A 15,067-nucleotide genomic window follows, 5' to 3' on the forward strand; every position below is an offset into this window, starting at 1 on the left:
CCACGAGCGCCGCACCACGACTTGGTCTCGCCGGCCCGCCGAGCACGGCGGTCGAGGCGCGTGAGCCGTCGCGGCAGTCATCCCGGGGCCTTGGACATCGGGGCCTTGGACATCGAGCACCGTGGCCGGCGGGTCATTCGCTCAATGTCAGTGTGACATGGTGCCGGGCACCGTCGAGCATCATGACCTGATAGTTGTAGTCGGACGGTTTGAGCGTTCTCTTCAGCTTCTTCGAGGCGGCACTTTCATTGGTGAACAGCAAGGTGATACGCCGCCCCTGCTGGTGCGCGGTCTCGACGATCCCCTTGAGCGTTTCATAATCTGGATTGCCGTCCCTGCCGTCGGCGGAGAGCACGTAGGTGTCGGCGGTGATCGCCTCGAAGAAGGCGCGCGTGGCATTTCGGTCGCTGCCGTGGTGCTGGACCTTCAAGACGTCGACGTGCAGCTTGCCGCTGTCGCTGAGTTTTGCGGCGCGCAGGCCGTCGATGATATGATCCCCGCGCGCATCGCCGGTGAGCAACACGGTTCTGCCGTCACAACTGGCGAGCACAACGATGCTGCTCAGGTTCGGGATGCTGCTGTCCGCGGTGGCTGCGGCGGCCGGATCCGAGGTCATTTGCTCCGCGGCTTTTTCCAGCCAGGCCAACCACTCGGCACGAAGTTTGCCGAGGTTGTCCCGATCGGGGCCGGCGATCCTCAATTCGAGCGGCGCCAGTGTCACAACCGCAGCGGTTTCGACCATGATGAGGTCGTCCGGGAATCCCGCATTGATCGGGATCGCGAGCTTGCGGCCCATCCGACGCAGCCAGTTGCCTTCTTTCAATCCATAGAACGCATCCGCCGACAGCGGCATCGCCACCTCGGCCATGTCGGCCGTCATCATCAGCGACTGCATGCGCTGCGCCAAGTCCCCGGTCGGGTCGAGCGTGCGATCGAAGGAATTATGCCACAGCCCACCGATGCGCTGCCGCGGTTCGCGCTCGCTCACCGTGTCGCTCTCGATCGCCGCCAACAGCTCGAGCACCCCGACGATATGATCGGTGTCGATATGGCTGATCACCACGAGGTCGAGCTTGCCGCCGTCGCCGACGATGTCCTGCAGCGCCGGCGCCAAGTCGGCGGCGTAATTGCCCGGCGGTCCGCCGTCGATCAGGACGAAGTGCGGCACCTGCTTCGAGCCGGCCTCGAGAACCAGGCAATCGCCGAACCGGGCCTGGACGACGTGCAGCTTGAACATGCGCAGGGCCTCTTCAGGGCATCGCCGTGAGCTCGCCTCGCAGATCGCCGGTAACGACCAGCGCAAACGTCTGCGGCGGTTGCACGAGATCGATCGCGGTTACCGCGATGGTGTAGAGGCCGGGAGGCGGCGGCTCGATCCGGACGATCTGAACGTTGTTCTTGGGATCGCCGATCATGCCGGCGACATTGTAGGTGGCCGCCGCATCCGAGTTGCCGACGTATTTCTTTCTGGCCGGATTGTCGACCAGCAGCAACAGCAGGTTTTGCACCGACTTGTAGCCGACGTCGGTCCAGGCCAGGCAGACGCGCAGCGGCAGCCGGTCGCCGACCTCGATCTGATAGCGGAATCTCTCGGTCCCCTTGAACGTCCGCTCCGGCTTCTTCCAGGTGTCGTCGAACGCCAATTTCAGCTCTGGCGACATGGCGCTGGGAATGCTCGCGGCCATGTCGACCCGGCCGAATCCCTGATGGAAATTCGGATCTCCCTTCAGCTTCGCTGTGGCATCGGCGCCGGTGAGGTGCCGCGTCCCGTTGATCAGCGTCGCCTTGAGCAACGCAGCGCTCGGTGTCGGCCAATTCGCCCGGGTGACGTAATACTCGCGCGCCAACGCGGCGCAACCCGCCACAAAGGGCGCCGCCATGCTGGTGCCGCCCATGAAGGCATAGTGCTCGTTGTTGGGCCAGGCGCCCCAGAACTTGAAGAGAGGCGCCCGGCTCGATCGCGCTGCCGCGATGTCGGTGCCGGGCGCCACGACATCCGGCTTGATCTGAGTGGCTTCGGTCGGCCCACGGCTGCTGAAGGCGGCCAGGCAGTTCTCGTCGCCCGAGACCGGCTGACTCGCCAGCGGATCATGCGGATAGCGATCCGCCCAGGCCTCGCCCCAGGTCAGGTTCGAGTAGCCGCCCTTCTTGCGGGTGCTGCGACTGGCGCCGACCGTCAGGGCATTCTTGGCGGTTGCCGGCGATGCCACGCTGGGCCAATCGACAAAGCCGGGGTCGGCGTTGATCTGTGCGCCGGAGATCCGCGGCACCCCGATGCCGTCGTTGCCGGCCGCGATGACGATCAGCATGTCGGGATTGTCGTAGACGAAACGGTCGACGTCGCGCGACGTCGGCGCATAGCGAGCGTAGCCGAAAGCCCCCCAGCTATTATTGTGGATGCGGACGCCTCGGTCATAGGCCTCCTGAAAAAGTCGCTTGAGATCGCTCGGCAAGCCGCCGAGGCGTCCCTTGGCATCGAGGATCGACTGGAAGAACAGCTTGGCCTTCGGCGCGGCGCCGCGAATCTCGCCGTTCGACTGTCGTCCGTCACCGAGCGCGCAGCCGGCGACGTGGGTGCCGTGGCCTTCGGGATCGCTGTGATCGCCCGGGCGTCCCAGCGCCGAGATCCCGACGATACGACCGGCGAAATCCGGATGGCGATCGTCGATTCCGGTATCGGCGATGCCGATCAGCTGCCCCTCGCCTTCGAGGTCGAGCCCCGGCCCCTCCTGCCGCTCGATCCGCAGCAGTTCGCAAGCGATGCGATCGAGCGGACGGGCCGGAAGAATTTCGTCGATCGCAGCGACTTCAGGCAGCTTAGCGAGCTCCAGAACGTCCGCACCTCCTTGCGCCAAGGCGACCCGGATCAGATCTCCCTCCGCGGAGATCGGCTTGCGGCCGAGGCCGCGCAGCCATTTTACGACGGTCCTGAGATCCTCGGCACGATGCAGCCGCACCGCGTGCAGCAGCACATGCAGCGCGGCGCCGGGCTGGGCGCTGCCTCGCACCGCGCGGGTGGCTGCGCTGATCGTTTCGTCGTCGGTGTAGAGGCGGATGGTGTCGACAAAGGCCAGCGTCGCGCAAGCCCGCACACCTGTTTCGTTCAGGCGCGCCGTATAGGTGCTGTTCTTAAGTCGCTCGATCAGCGCAATGCCCTGCGCCGCAATAGCGGCGCGGCGCGGCTCGGTGAGCGGGCCGTGCAGCCGGACCACGTAGTACTGAAACCGGGTGGTATCGATCGAGAGAATCTTGGCCTCGGGACTCTTGTCGGCAACCGAAACGGCAAGCGCCCCCGGGCGCTCCGCGGTCGCCGACCGCAATAACGCTGCGGCCGCAACGTCGCCGATGGAGTCACGCAGCGATGATCGCGTCGTGACGCTGCCGCGTGGCAAGGTCACGGATGCGGCGATCTGCTCGATCGGGGTGACGACCAAGCCTTTGTCGATCAAGGTCTTGATGTTCTCCTCGTCAATCACCCCCTCCACATAGCCCGCGGTCCATTCGGGCTCGGCAAGGGTCGCCGCCGCGACCGCGTTGCGGGCGGCGGTCTCTTCATCCTCGTGCATGAAGAAAGCTTTGACGCGGAACTTTGCCATGCGCGGATCTCCGCACTTTGCAGTCGTCTCGAACGGATCAGCGACATCTCGGCGGATCGGGACCCGAAGGCAGAACTCACATGAAAGCCGCCGATGCACGGCGACAAAAGTGATTAGCAGGCGATATTTGGCATGTTACCCGGCCAATGAACCTCTGATTGCATAACACGCTGAACGCAATCGTGCAATTGAACTTCCCGCGGCGGTCCTAGCTACTGAGGCTGAAGGCGGAATTTGCCCTCGCGGCTTTGCTTGGGCGTTCCGCCCATCCCCCTCGGCCGTCCGCCGCTGACTTTCGGCTTGCCTCGCTCGCTTAATATGTTACTGATATGTCAGTTGCCAAAAACTCATCAATCGGGAGGCCGCCGCATGGAACTCGTTCAGACCGTGATGTCCGATCGACAGCGCAACTACCGCGCGACTTATCGGGAACGCGTCGCCGGCTGGTACAATGGCTGGCTGCACGTGGTGCTGATCTACACCATCGGCTTCACCGCGCTTTATGTGTACACGGCGAACATTCACCAGGTGCGCGCCTGGGAATGGCTGACCGTGCCGGCGGTGTTCCTGATCGCGAATTTCTTCGAGTGGGCGGTGCATCGCTACGTGATGCACCGGCCGTCCAACATCCCGGTGCTGCGCGCGGTCTACAGCCGCCACACCTTGATGCATCACCAGTTCTTCACCGAAGAAGAGATGCGGTTCGGCGACCACCATGATTGGCGGGTGACGTTCTTTCCGCCATATGCGCTCGTGGTATTCACCTTCATGTCGATCCCCGCGGCACTCGTGGCGGGCTACGTGGTCTCGCCGAATGTCGGCTGGCTGCTGATCACCACGACAACGTCGATGTATCTGATCTACGAGATGATGCATTTCTGCTGTCACGTCGAGGACAACTGGTTCGTCCGCAACGTGCCGTTCGTCAACACGATCCGCCGGCACCATACCGCGCATCACAATCAGTCGATCATGATGGAGCGGAACATGAACCTGACCTTCCCGGTGATGGACTATCTGTTCGGCACCTCGGATCTCGACCGCGGCCTGCTCGGGCATCTGTTCAACGGCTACGACACCCGCTTCGTGAAGACCAACATGCGGCGGACCGCACGCACGCCGCGGGTCGCGACGACGACGCTGCAGCGATCCGAAGCCTGAACGGTCGGCAATGAGCCAGCTCGAGCCCCATGTCGCCGCGCTGCTCTGGTTCGTTGTGGCGTGGAGCGTGTGCTGCCTCGGGTTTCTGCAACTCGCCGGGATGTATCCGCTGAAGGCCCGGGCCGCGGACGTGCCCGTGCCGCTGGTGATCGGCAGCACCGTGTTGTGGCTGGCGCTGTCGATCGCAGCGCTGGCCTACGCCATCACCGAACTGCGTTGGAGCAGCATCGTCATTGTCGGAGGTCTGCTGTGTCTGTTCCTGCCCGAGGCGTTTCAGGCGATCCCGGCGCGCTGGCGGAACAGTCCGGCCGGGCTCGCCGTCACCGGGCTCGTCCTCGCCGCGACGCTGCTGGCGCTCGGCGGCTTCGCGTCGAACTCGGTCGCATCCGTTCTGCAATCCATCGGCTGACAACTTCAAATTCCGGAGACCATCCATGCCGCATCACATCAAGCTGCTTCTCTCGCTGGGCTGTCTGCTGACCGCGGCGGCCGCCTATGTCTACATGGCGCGCACCGGGCAGACCGGCCCGAGCTACGCCGTCGCCTTCCTGGGCGTGTTCGCCACCATCGCCATGTGGGTGTTCCCCGAGGTGATGAAGAAGGGCGATCGCAACCGTCCGGCGCGGTCGTGATCGGGAGCCGGCAGATGACGCATTACATCGGCGATCGAACCATCGACGGAATTTCGGTCGCGGCCGACGGCAAGCCGCTGTCGCCGTATTACGATCAGCTCGCGCTGACCGACCGCGGCTTCGAGTGGAGCTACGAGGGGCCGGAGCCGGCGCAGCTGGCCTTTGCCTTGTTGTACGACCATCTGCACAACGCCGAGCGGGCCAAGGCGCTGCACCGCCCGTTCATGAAGAACATCGTGGCCAATTTCGACAACGTCTGGGAACTCACCTCCGACGATATCGACGCTTCGATCAAGGCGCTCGGCGCCTGAGCCGACGCCGCTTGGCGGCACTGGAAACAATCGATGGGACCACAGTTTCGCGCCGCGGTGCTGCACGGGGTCGGCACGCCGTTGGCGATCGAACAGGTCGTCGGCGCCGCGGTCGGCCCCAACGACGTCAGAGTGCGGATCCGCGCCGCCAGCCTGTGCCACACCGATCTGGAAGTCATCGACGGATCGTTGCGCTACCCGTTGCCGATGATTCTCGGCCACGAGGCCTCCGGGATCGTCGAAGAAAAAGGCGCCGACGTTTCCGGCCTGGCGGTCGGAGATCACGTCGTGCTGTCTTGGAATCCGCATTGCGGGCATTGCTTCCAATGCGACCGCGACCAGCCGATCCTGTGCGACGGCTATCTCGACGCCGGGCCGCGCGGCCTGCACTTCGACAACACCTCGAAGGCGACGCTGGCATCGGGCACGCCCCTCACCCATTTGATGTTTCTCGGCGCCTTTGCCGAGTGCTGCGTGGTTCCTGCGCAGCAGGCCATCGTGGTGCCGAAGCAGATTCCGTTCGATCGCTCCTGCCTGATCGGATGCGGGGTGATGACCGGCGCCGGCGGCGCGCTGAACGTCGCCGATATCCGCCGCGGCGACACCGTCATGGTGTTCGGCTGCGGCGCGGTGGGCCTCGCGGCGGTCCAGGGCGCACGGCTCGCCGGCGCCGAACAGATCATCGCGGTCGACCTCGATGATGCGAAGCTGGCGATCGCCGCGCGCCTCGGCGCCACCCAATGCGTCAACGCAACAAGCACGGATCCGGTCGAAACAGCGCGCACCGCGACGCGCGGCCGCGGCGTCGACGTGGTGCTGGAATCCGCCGGCCACCCCACCGCGTTCCAGCAGACCACCGAGGCGGTGCGGCTCGGCGGCCAGGTGATCTGGCTCGGCAAGATCGACGTCGCCCGCGACGTGCATTTCCGTTGGGGATCGCTGATGGGCGAAAAGCGTCTGCGGCGGTCGAGCTACGGCGGCGCGCGGCCGCGGCGGGACTTTTCGCTGCTCGCCAAGGCCTATCTCGACGGCCGCCTGCTGCTCGACGAGTTGATCACCCACCGCATGCCGCTGGAGCGCATTAACGACGGCTTCGATCTGCTGCGCGCCGGCAAGACCATCCGCACCGTGATCGAGTTCTGAAACGCCCGGCGCGCGCGCAGCGACGCTTCAAAGCGTCGAGCGGGCAAAACTCTCGATATAGTCGACCAGCCGGTCGGAGGCCGCGGCCGCCCGATCCCTATCGCGGTCGGCGATGGCTTCGGCGACTTCCGCATGCAGCCGCGCCGCGAGCGGCAGATCGGCAGCCTCACGATAATGCTGATACCAGAAGCGGCGCGACAGGCCGTGCATCAGTCCCATCGAACGCGTCGCGAACTCGTTACGCGCGGTCGACGACACCAGCACGTTGAACGCCTGATCGAGCCGCATGAACGCCATGGCGTCGGACTGCAGCGCGGCACGCTGCATCTCTTCGGCGATCTTGGCGAACTGCTTGCGCTCGTCGTCGCTGGCGCGCTCGGCCGCGGCGCGCGCCATCAGCCGCTCGAGCTCGCGGCGCACTTCGAGCAGCCGCAGCTGGCGATGCAGGTTGATTTCCGACACCAGCACGCCACGGCGGGACAGGATGTTCACCAGCCCGTCGCGCGACAGACGTTGCAGCGCCTCGCGGATCGGGGTGCGGCCGATCTTCAGCCGTTGCGCCAGCACCGCTTCCGACAGCACGGTGCCGGGCTCGAGCTTCAGCGTGACGATCATTTCCTCGAGCTCGGCATAGGCCCGGTCGGTCAGCGTCAGTTCGACGGGGTGCTCACGCCTCACCGCCTCGCGCCGGCGCGGCGCGCCCGCCGCGTCGTCGACCGCTGCGCGGCTCACGCGTTTCGGCGCCTTCGTCGTTGCCAACGGTGCAGTGCTCCATTGCTGATTTGCAGTTGGAACCGACTGTACCGACGGGGCCTGCAGCGCGCTAGGCGGAAAGTTCGCGACCGATCACGACACGCTGGATTTCGCTGGTGCCTTCGAGGATCCGCAGCACCCGCGCTTCGCCCGGCAGGCTGGAGACGTCGTACTCTTCGAACGCGCCATAGCCGCCGTGGATCTGCAGCGCGATGTCCGCAGCCTCGCCGGCCATCTCGGTGGCGAACAGTTTGGTCATCGAGGTTTCCAGACGGAACGGACGATCGGAATCCGCCAGGCAAGACGCGTTGCGCACCATCAGTTCGGCGGCGTGAATGTTGGTCAGCGCGTCGGCGAGCGGAAAGGTCAGTCCCTGATGATTGAACACCGGCACGCCGCCCACCTTGCGGGAGCCGCCATAGGATTTCGCCAGGTCGATCGCCTTGCGCGCCAATCCTAGCGCCGTCGCAGCCACCAGGATACGTCCGATGCTGAGCGTGGTGAGGATCTGCTTCAGACCATCGCCGCGGTTGCCGATCATGTTGGCCTTCGGAATGCGGCAGTCGTCGAGGAACAGCTCGACCGAGTCGGCGATGCGCCAGCCGATCTTGCGCCCCGGCTTGCCGACGGTGAAGCCCGGCGTGCCGACCGGCACCACGAAGGTCGACAGCCCGCGCGGTCCGAGCTCTGGATCGGTCACCGCGACGAAGGTGGAGACGCCGTGCAGCGGGGTGCCGGCATTGGTCGAGAACACTTTCGCGCCGGACAGCACGTAGCTGTCGCCATCCTCGATGGCGCGCATCTTGACGCTGGCGACGTCGGAGCCGCCGTTGGTTTCGGTGACGCCGAACGAGGCGATGAAGTCGCCGCGGCACAGCGGCTCCAGCCACTTCCTCTTGATCTCGTCCGAGCCGTAGCGCGCGATCGTCGTCATCGGCGCGCTGTTGCACAGATAGATCGCGGCGAAGCCGGGCTCGACCCGCGCCAGTTGCTCGGCGACGATCGCCGCCCCGCGCGTGCCGAGGCCGCTTCCGCCATAGGCCGGATCGTAAGCCGTGCCCATGAAGCCCAGCGCGAGAAATTCCTTCACCAGTTCGGTCGGGAATGTGTGCTCGTCGGCGAACGGCTTGATCTTCGGGCGCAACGAGCCTTGGGCGAACTTCTGCAGTCCGTCCCGCAGCATGGTCTCGTCTTCGTTGAGGTCGAGGAGCATTGGACTATCCTTCTGCGGCGCTTCAGCGCCGATATTTGGCGAGGGTTTGCTGGGCTGCGGGCTCGCGGCAATTGTCGAGAAACAGCCGGTTGGTTTCAAAATCCATCGCTTCGGCATCCGCCATCAGGTAGCTCGAGAAGAAGCGCTTGGTGGCGCTCACCGCCGGCCGTGGCAGGGCGGCGATCTTGCGGGCGATACCGAGCGCGGTTTCCAGCGCCATGCCGTCGTCGCAGCACTGATCGACCACGCCGATCTGGCGGGCGGCTTCGCCGTCGAGCGTCTCGAGGCAAAAACATAGCTGCCGCGCCTTGACCGGGCCGACCCGCGACACCAGCGCCTTGACGCCCCACGGCGTCAGCCAGCCGTGCGGCACTTCCGGCAGGCTCCATTGCGAGCCGCGCCCGGCGACTACGACGTCGCAACAAGCGGCCAGCGCGAAGCCGCCGCCCACCGCAAAGGTCTCGACGGCCGCGACCACCGGGGTATCGAGAAAGCCGAACAGGCGCCCGAGATCGCCGCATTCCTGCTCGAACCGCCCCATCGCCGCGAGATCGAGATGACTGATGAATTTGAGGTCGCTGCCCGCGCAGAAGCCCGGCGCTTCGCCGGTCAGCACGATCGCTCCAACGTCAGGATCGCGATCGAGCTGCAGCAGCGCAGCCTTGACGCCGTCGATCAACGCCTGGTCCATCGCGTTGCGGCGCGCCGCGCGCAGCAGCGTGACCACCGCGACGCCGTCGCGGATCTCGACGCCGACGACGTTCGGTTCGCCGTTCATTTCGGTTCGTTGGTGTTTGACGGCTTGCATCGCTTTTGACCTCACGTTCCCAGATACATTTGTTTGACCTCGGGAGTGTCCGAGAGCTGTTTGGCGTCGCCCGACATCACGATGCCGCCGGATTGCAGGATGTAGGCGCGGTCGGCACAGCCGAGCGCCATCATGGCGTTCTGTTCGGCGAGCAGGATCGCCAACCCCTCGCGTGCCAGGCCCCTGACGATGGAGCCGAGCTCCTCGATGATGATCGGCGCCAGTCCCAGCGTCGGCTCGTCGAGCAGCATCACCTTGGGTCGTGACATCAGGCCGCGGCCGATCGCCAGCATCTGCTGCTCGCCGCCGGACATCGAGCCGGCGCGCTGATTGCGCCGCTCCTTGAGCCGGACGAACATCGCGAAGATCCGTTCCAGGTCGCCGTCGAGATGGTTGCGATCGGCGCGGTGATAAGCGCCCATCAGCAGGTTTTCCTCGACGCTCAACCGCGGGAAGATCTGCCGCCCCTCCGGCACCAGCACCAGGCCGCTCTGCACGCGGTCCACCGTGGACAGCGCCGAGATGTCCTTGCCGGCGAAGCTAATCGTGCCGGACTCCGCCTTCTTGAGGCCGGCGGTGGTTCGCAGCGCGGTCGACTTGCCGGCGGCGTTGGAGCCGATCAGCGCCACGACTTCGCGGGCCTGCAGCGAGAGCGTGACGTCGCGCAGCACCTTCTGCTTGCCGTAGCTGACGTTGAGATTTGCGAGATCAAGCATGCTTCTTGCCCAGATAGGCGGTCACCACCGCGTCGTTGGCCAACACGTCGGCGGTGGTTCCCGAGGCGATGATGGCGCCGTGATGCAGCGCGATCGAGCGGTCGGCCAAGCGCCCGAGGAAACCGACCTTGTGATCGATGATGCACAGCGTGACGCCGTGGGTTCGCAGATCGCGTAGCACCGCGTCGAGATTGCTGATCTCGTCGTGGCCAAGACCCGACGCCGGCTCATCCAGCAGCAACAGTTCGGGGTCGCACACCATCCCCATCGCCACGCCGAGCATCTTCTCGCCGCCATAGGACAGCGCGCCGGCCTCGTCGTTGCGGTGCTTGTAGAGCCGGCACAGCTCCAGCATCTGGTCGATCTTGCGGGTCAGGGTGTTTTCCAGGTCGCCGGTCATGCTTTTGCCGAACAGCGTACGCAGCCGCCCGACGCCCAGCGCGCGCTTGACGTGCAGGTGGCAGGCGATCCGCATGTGCTCGGCGACGGTCAGTTCCGGAAACAGCTGCGGATTCTGGAAGGTCTTCACCAGCCCCTGCTGCGCCACCTGGAACGGGGTCAGCGCCGAGATGTCGTGGTCCTTCCAAATGATTTCGCCGGAGCTGGGTTTCAGGATGCCGGCGATCAGGCTGAGCGTCGTCGTCTTCCCGGAGCCGTTCGGCCCGAAGATTCCGATGATCTCGCCGCGCTCGATGCCGAACGTGACCTTGGAGACGGCGGTCAACCCGCCGAAGCGCTTGGTGAGGTTCTTGATGTTAAGCAGCATTTTTCCTGCTCGTGATCAGACCCATGATGCCCTTCGGCATGACCAGGATCACAAAGATGAGGATCGCGCCGTACAGCGCGATGCGGAATTCGGCGCTCAGTTCGATGACGTGCGGCAATGCGGTCAGCATCAGCGCGCCGATCACCGGACCGATCAGCGAATTGACGCCGCCGAGCAGCACCATCGCGACGATGTCGAGGCCGAGCGGGATCGACAGGTAATGCGGCTCCACGAAGCCGGCATAGAAGCCATAGAACGCGCCGACCAGCCCCGCCAGCGCGCTGCCGATCGCAAAGGAGATCAGCTTGTACTTGAAGACGTCGATGCCGAGCGTCTCGCCGAGCAGGTCGTTGAGCCGGATCGCCGCCAGGCATTGGCCGATCCACGACGCCAGCACCCGCTGGCACACGATGTAGACCACCACCAGCAGCACCAGCGTGACGTAGTACCAGGAGATGCCGCTGGAGAACGTCAGCGACCCCCACGGCGTCCACAGCGACGGCTTGTCGACCACCGTGATGCCGAGCGAGCCGTTGGTGACGCTGTTCCAGTTCAGCGTGATCAGCCGCAGCACTTCGGAGAACGCCATGGTGACGACGGCGAAGTAGAACTCCTTCAGCTTGAAGCGGAAGCAGATGGTGCCGACGAACAGTGCGAGCACCACCACCAGCAGCAGCGCGCAGGGAATCGCCAGCCAGAAATTCCAGCCGTAGCTGGTGACCAGGATGGTCACCACATAGGCCGACACCCCGAACGAGGCGGCGTGGAACATCGACAGTTGCCCGGTGAAGCCAAAGATCAGGTTGAAGCTGACGGCGAGTGCTGCGGACATGAAACCGTAGATCGCGATCGCCAGCACCGAATCGCTGGTGATGAACCACGGCGCCACCAGCGCGACCAACAGACCGCCGAGAATCGCGAACCTCATAGCCGATCTCCAAACAGCCCGCTCGGGCGCACAAGAAGGATGCCGATCAGGAACACCAGCCCGTAGGCGTCGCGGAATGCGGAGGGGAAGAACACCGAGCCGATATTCTCGCTGACGCCGAGGATGATGCCGCCGCCGAGCGCGCCGATCACGCTGCCGACGCCGGCCAAGATGGCGGCCTCGACGGCCTTCAGGATGTAGGCGGTGCCGATGGTCGGCTCGATCGAATACATGCTGGCGTAGAGCCCGCCGCCCAATCCGGCGAGCGCGGTCGAATACACCACCACGATGGTCTGCAGCCGCTCGGTGCGAATTCCCATCAGCGTCGCGGCTTCCGGGTTCTGCGCATAGGCGAACGCCGCGCGGCCGAGCCAGGTGCGGGTCAACGCCAGATAGGTGCCGAAGATGATGACGAGGAACACCGCGCAGACCACCAGCTTGATCTTCGGCAGAAACATCCCGGCGACCTGAAAGGCGCCCGGCAGCACGTAAGTCAGATCCTTCGGCGTGGTGGTGAAGGCCGACAGCACCAGCGCTTCGAACACCGAGATCAGGCCGATCGAGACCAACAGGCCGTTGACCAGATTGCCGCGGGTGAAGCGGAACAGCAGCATGTCGGACACATAGCCGACCGCGCTGACCCCGAGCACCGCGCCGACCACCGCCAGCGGGTACGGCAGATGCGCGACGTCGTACAGATACCAGGTGCCGTAGGCGCCGAGCATCATGAACGCGCCGAGCGCGAAATTGACGATGCCCGTCAGGCCGAATGTCAGCGTCACGCCCAACGCGATGATGCCGTAGAGCGACCCAACGATGATGCCGTTGAGCAACTGACCGAGAATGAGCTGTAGCATGGATGCATGTACCCGTTGCGGGATCGCTCCGCGCATGAATGCCGAAAGGGGAATGGATCGCGAGCTGGCGCTCCGGCGAGCCGGAGCGCCGCCCGAACCGGACTACTTGGTCGGGTCGAACTGCACGACTTCGATCGCGCCGCCCTTGCGGACATGAACCACGTCGAACCCGAACACCGTTTCGCCGGTCTTGTCGTATTTGATCTTCCACATGCCGTCGTAGGTCATGTCCATCAGAGTGGCGCGAATCTTGGCGACGTCGCTGACGGTGCCGGCCTTCTGCATCGCTTCGACCAGCATGTAGACGTGATCATAGCAGGCCGACGAGCACAGCGGCGCCTGATCGTAGGGGAAGTCGCGCTTCATGATCGCCTTGTAGCTCTCGACGAACGCCTTGGTCTTGGGTTCCTTCTTCTCGGCATCCTCGAAATATTTCGGCACATAGGCGATATAATCGACGATCGAGTCCTTGTTCTTGAGCGCCGGGCCGATCGAGCCGCGCACCAGGAAGAAGCGGTTGCCGAAGCCCGACTCGGTGGACTGCCGCACGATGTCGTACAGCACCGCGTCGGAATAGCCGGGGAACAGGAAGTCAGGTTTGCCCGAGGCCAGCTTGGCCAACGACGCGCTGAAGTCCTTGGTGCCGGGCTCGAACAATTCGACCTGCAGCTCGATGCCGGCGTCCTTGAACAGCGCGGCGTAGATGTCCACCGCGGTCTTGCCGAACGCGTCGTTCTGGAACAGCATCGCCACCTTCTTGGTGTTGAGCTTCTTCAGATAGTCGACCATCAGCTTGCCGAAGCCCGACGGGCCGGCATCCCAGTTCCAGGCGCGCATCAGGTAGTCGTGGTCCGGCTTGCCGAGCGCGTGATGCGCCGAGGTGGCGCCGGCGAACAGCAGGAACTTGCCGTTGTTCTGGTTCGCGATCGGCTCGATGGCGTTGAACACGTTGGTGAGAAACGGCCCGAACACGAAGTGGACGTTCTCTTCCATCATCTTGCGAAACTGCACGGTCGCCTCGCGCGGCTCGCCGCGGGTGTCGACCTGCAGCAATTGCAGCTTGTAGGTCTTGTCGCCGACCTTGAAGCCGCCCTTGGCGTTGATCTCTTCGACCGCGACCTTGGTGCCCTGCGCCGACATCCAGCCATAGGTCGCGGTAGCGCCGGTGAGCGCTTCGATCTGACCGATTTTCACCGTCTCCTGCGCCGAGGCCGCCTGGCCGGCGAACGCTGCGGCGCCGGCCACAACCGCAATTGCGCATGCCTTCTTCCAGATTTTCACGATATGCTCCTCCCAGATGCGATTTTTGTATTATTTAGGTGACGTACTAGTAATATACTACAGATGGCCGGTCAATATTTCTCTGTGCGGCGCTGCAAATTCACTCAACCCATGCGGCTTGCGCCTTTGAGCTAAATGACGGGCCGTTGAATTATGATATTGCTGCGCACGCGTCGGGACGCGGCGCGTGAGTCGTTGAAGGCGATCAGCAGCGCATGGCGAAGAAATCCGGCCCCATCCTCCCCCCCGCCTCGCAGGCCGATCAGGCGCATTTGCAGTTGGAGGAAATGATCGTCACCCTGCAATTGCCCCCCGGCAGCCACTGGTCCGAGGAGGGTTTGGCCGACCGCATCGGGATCGGCCGCACGCCGGTGCGCGAGGCCGTGAAGCGACTGCAGGCGGACTATCTGGTCAGCATCCTGCCGCGCCACGGCCTGATGATCACCGAAATCAACGTCCACGAACAGTTGCTGGTGATCGAGTTTCGCCGCGAGCTCGAGGCGTTCATCTCGAAACGCGCCGCGCTGCGGATCACCGCGTCAGACAAGGTTCTGCTCGCCGCCGCGGCGCGCGAAATCGACGGCGCCGGCGTCAAGGGCAATCTGGAGAAGTATCTGCGCGAAGTCTTCAACGCCAACCGGCTGATCGCCAAGGCGGCGGGCAATCCGTTCGCCGCCAAGGCGATCTCGCCGCTGCATGCGATGTCGCGGCGGTTCTACTACCGCTACGAGAAGGATCTGCAGAACCTCAGCGCGATGGGCAAACTGCATGCCGATCGCGCCCGCGCCGTGGTCGAACAGGACGAAGATCTCGCAGTCGACAAAGCCAACGCGCTGCTGGATCAGATCGAGAAGTACACCCGCAACATCTTCAATCTCAGCGTCGGCGCCCGCTGACCGGGC

At 64.5% G+C, this 15,067-nt stretch carries 16 protein-coding genes; 6 read left to right on the forward strand and 10 right to left on the reverse strand.

What is annotated here, in order from left to right:
• Positions 1-133 precede the first annotated feature (133 nt).
• Positions 134-1,237, reverse strand: coding sequence for an MBL fold metallo-hydrolase (locus HNR60_RS19440; RefSeq protein WP_184261029.1), 1,104 nt, complete (start codon positions 1,235-1,237; stop codon positions 134-136).
• A 13-nt stretch (positions 1,238-1,250) separates the two neighbouring features.
• Positions 1,251-3,596, reverse strand: a complete 2,346-nt coding sequence (locus HNR60_RS19445) for a S8 family serine peptidase (RefSeq protein ID WP_184261031.1) — start codon at positions 3,594-3,596, stop codon at positions 1,251-1,253.
• 369 nt (positions 3,597-3,965) lie between these two features.
• Here HNR60_RS19445 and HNR60_RS19450 point away from each other — a divergent pair, with 369 nt between their 5' ends.
• From HNR60_RS19450 to HNR60_RS19470, 5 genes are read left to right on the forward strand one after another with little or no spacing between them, the layout of a single operon-like run.
• Positions 3,966-4,757, forward strand: coding sequence for a sterol desaturase family protein (locus tag HNR60_RS19450; RefSeq protein ID WP_184261034.1), 792 nt, complete (start codon positions 3,966-3,968; stop codon positions 4,755-4,757).
• Positions 4,758-4,767: 10 nt separating this feature from the next.
• Positions 4,768-5,166, forward strand: a complete 399-nt coding sequence (locus tag HNR60_RS19455) for a hypothetical protein (RefSeq protein WP_184261037.1) — start codon at positions 4,768-4,770, stop codon at positions 5,164-5,166.
• Positions 5,167-5,191: 25 nt separating this feature from the next.
• On the forward strand, positions 5,192-5,389 hold the full coding sequence (locus tag HNR60_RS19460) for a hypothetical protein (protein WP_184261040.1): 198 nt from the start codon (positions 5,192-5,194) through the stop codon (positions 5,387-5,389).
• Between the two features lie 14 nt (positions 5,390-5,403).
• Positions 5,404-5,700, forward strand: a complete 297-nt coding sequence (locus HNR60_RS19465; protein ID WP_184261042.1) for a DUF6166 domain-containing protein — start codon at positions 5,404-5,406, stop codon at positions 5,698-5,700.
• Positions 5,701-5,733: 33 nt separating this feature from the next.
• Entirely contained in the window at positions 5,734-6,843 is a 1,110-nt protein-coding gene (locus HNR60_RS19470; protein ID WP_184261045.1) for a Zn-dependent alcohol dehydrogenase, read from the forward strand.
• Between the two features lie 27 nt (positions 6,844-6,870).
• Here HNR60_RS19470 and HNR60_RS19475 read toward each other — a convergent pair whose 3' ends face one another.
• The 8 genes from HNR60_RS19475 to HNR60_RS19510 all read right to left on the reverse strand — a co-directional run bounded on the left by HNR60_RS19475 (position 6,871) and on the right by HNR60_RS19510 (position 14,165).
• Positions 6,871-7,575: a GntR family transcriptional regulator gene (locus HNR60_RS19475; protein ID WP_430694999.1), complete on the reverse strand. Its 705-nt coding sequence runs from the start codon at positions 7,573-7,575 to the stop codon at positions 6,871-6,873.
• Between the two features lie 91 nt (positions 7,576-7,666).
• A complete protein-coding gene (locus tag HNR60_RS19480) occupies positions 7,667-8,809 on the reverse strand; it encodes an acyl-CoA dehydrogenase family protein (protein WP_184261052.1) in 1,143 nt (380 codons plus the stop codon).
• 22 nt (positions 8,810-8,831) lie between these two features.
• Positions 8,832-9,587 carry an enoyl-CoA hydratase/isomerase family protein gene (locus HNR60_RS19485; protein ID WP_184261054.1) on the reverse strand — a complete coding sequence of 252 codons (756 nt, stop codon included), beginning with the start codon at positions 9,585-9,587 and terminating at the stop codon, positions 8,832-8,834.
• Between the two features lie 41 nt (positions 9,588-9,628).
• Positions 9,629-10,333 (reverse strand): ABC transporter ATP-binding protein, encoded by a 705-nt coding sequence (locus tag HNR60_RS19490; RefSeq protein WP_184261057.1) that lies wholly within the window; start codon positions 10,331-10,333, stop codon positions 9,629-9,631.
• A complete protein-coding gene (locus HNR60_RS19495) occupies positions 10,326-11,099 on the reverse strand; it encodes an ABC transporter ATP-binding protein (protein WP_184261060.1) in 774 nt (257 codons plus the stop codon). Before HNR60_RS19495 ends, HNR60_RS19490 begins: the two co-directional genes overlap by 8 nt.
• On the reverse strand, positions 11,089-12,027 hold the full coding sequence (locus HNR60_RS19500) for a branched-chain amino acid ABC transporter permease (protein ID WP_184261063.1): 939 nt from the start codon (positions 12,025-12,027) through the stop codon (positions 11,089-11,091). Before HNR60_RS19500 ends, HNR60_RS19495 begins: the two co-directional genes overlap by 11 nt.
• Positions 12,024-12,884 (reverse strand): branched-chain amino acid ABC transporter permease, encoded by an 861-nt coding sequence (locus tag HNR60_RS19505; RefSeq protein ID WP_184261066.1) that lies wholly within the window; start codon positions 12,882-12,884, stop codon positions 12,024-12,026. The genes HNR60_RS19500 and HNR60_RS19505 overlap by 4 nt, the downstream gene beginning before the upstream one ends.
• 102 nt (positions 12,885-12,986) lie before the next feature.
• Positions 12,987-14,165 carry an ABC transporter substrate-binding protein gene (locus HNR60_RS19510; RefSeq protein WP_347339360.1) on the reverse strand — a complete coding sequence of 393 codons (1,179 nt, stop codon included), beginning with the start codon at positions 14,163-14,165 and terminating at the stop codon, positions 12,987-12,989.
• 215 nt (positions 14,166-14,380) lie between these two features.
• Here HNR60_RS19510 and HNR60_RS19515 point away from each other — a divergent pair, with 215 nt between their 5' ends.
• Positions 14,381-15,061, forward strand: a complete 681-nt coding sequence (locus tag HNR60_RS19515) for a GntR family transcriptional regulator (RefSeq protein ID WP_184261069.1) — start codon at positions 14,381-14,383, stop codon at positions 15,059-15,061.
• The last annotated feature ends 6 nt before the right edge of the window (positions 15,062-15,067 follow it).

This window comes from Rhodopseudomonas rhenobacensis, from assembly GCF_014203125.1.
Taxonomy (GTDB): Bacteria; Pseudomonadota; Alphaproteobacteria; order Rhizobiales; family Xanthobacteraceae; genus Rhodopseudomonas_A; species Rhodopseudomonas_A rhenobacensis.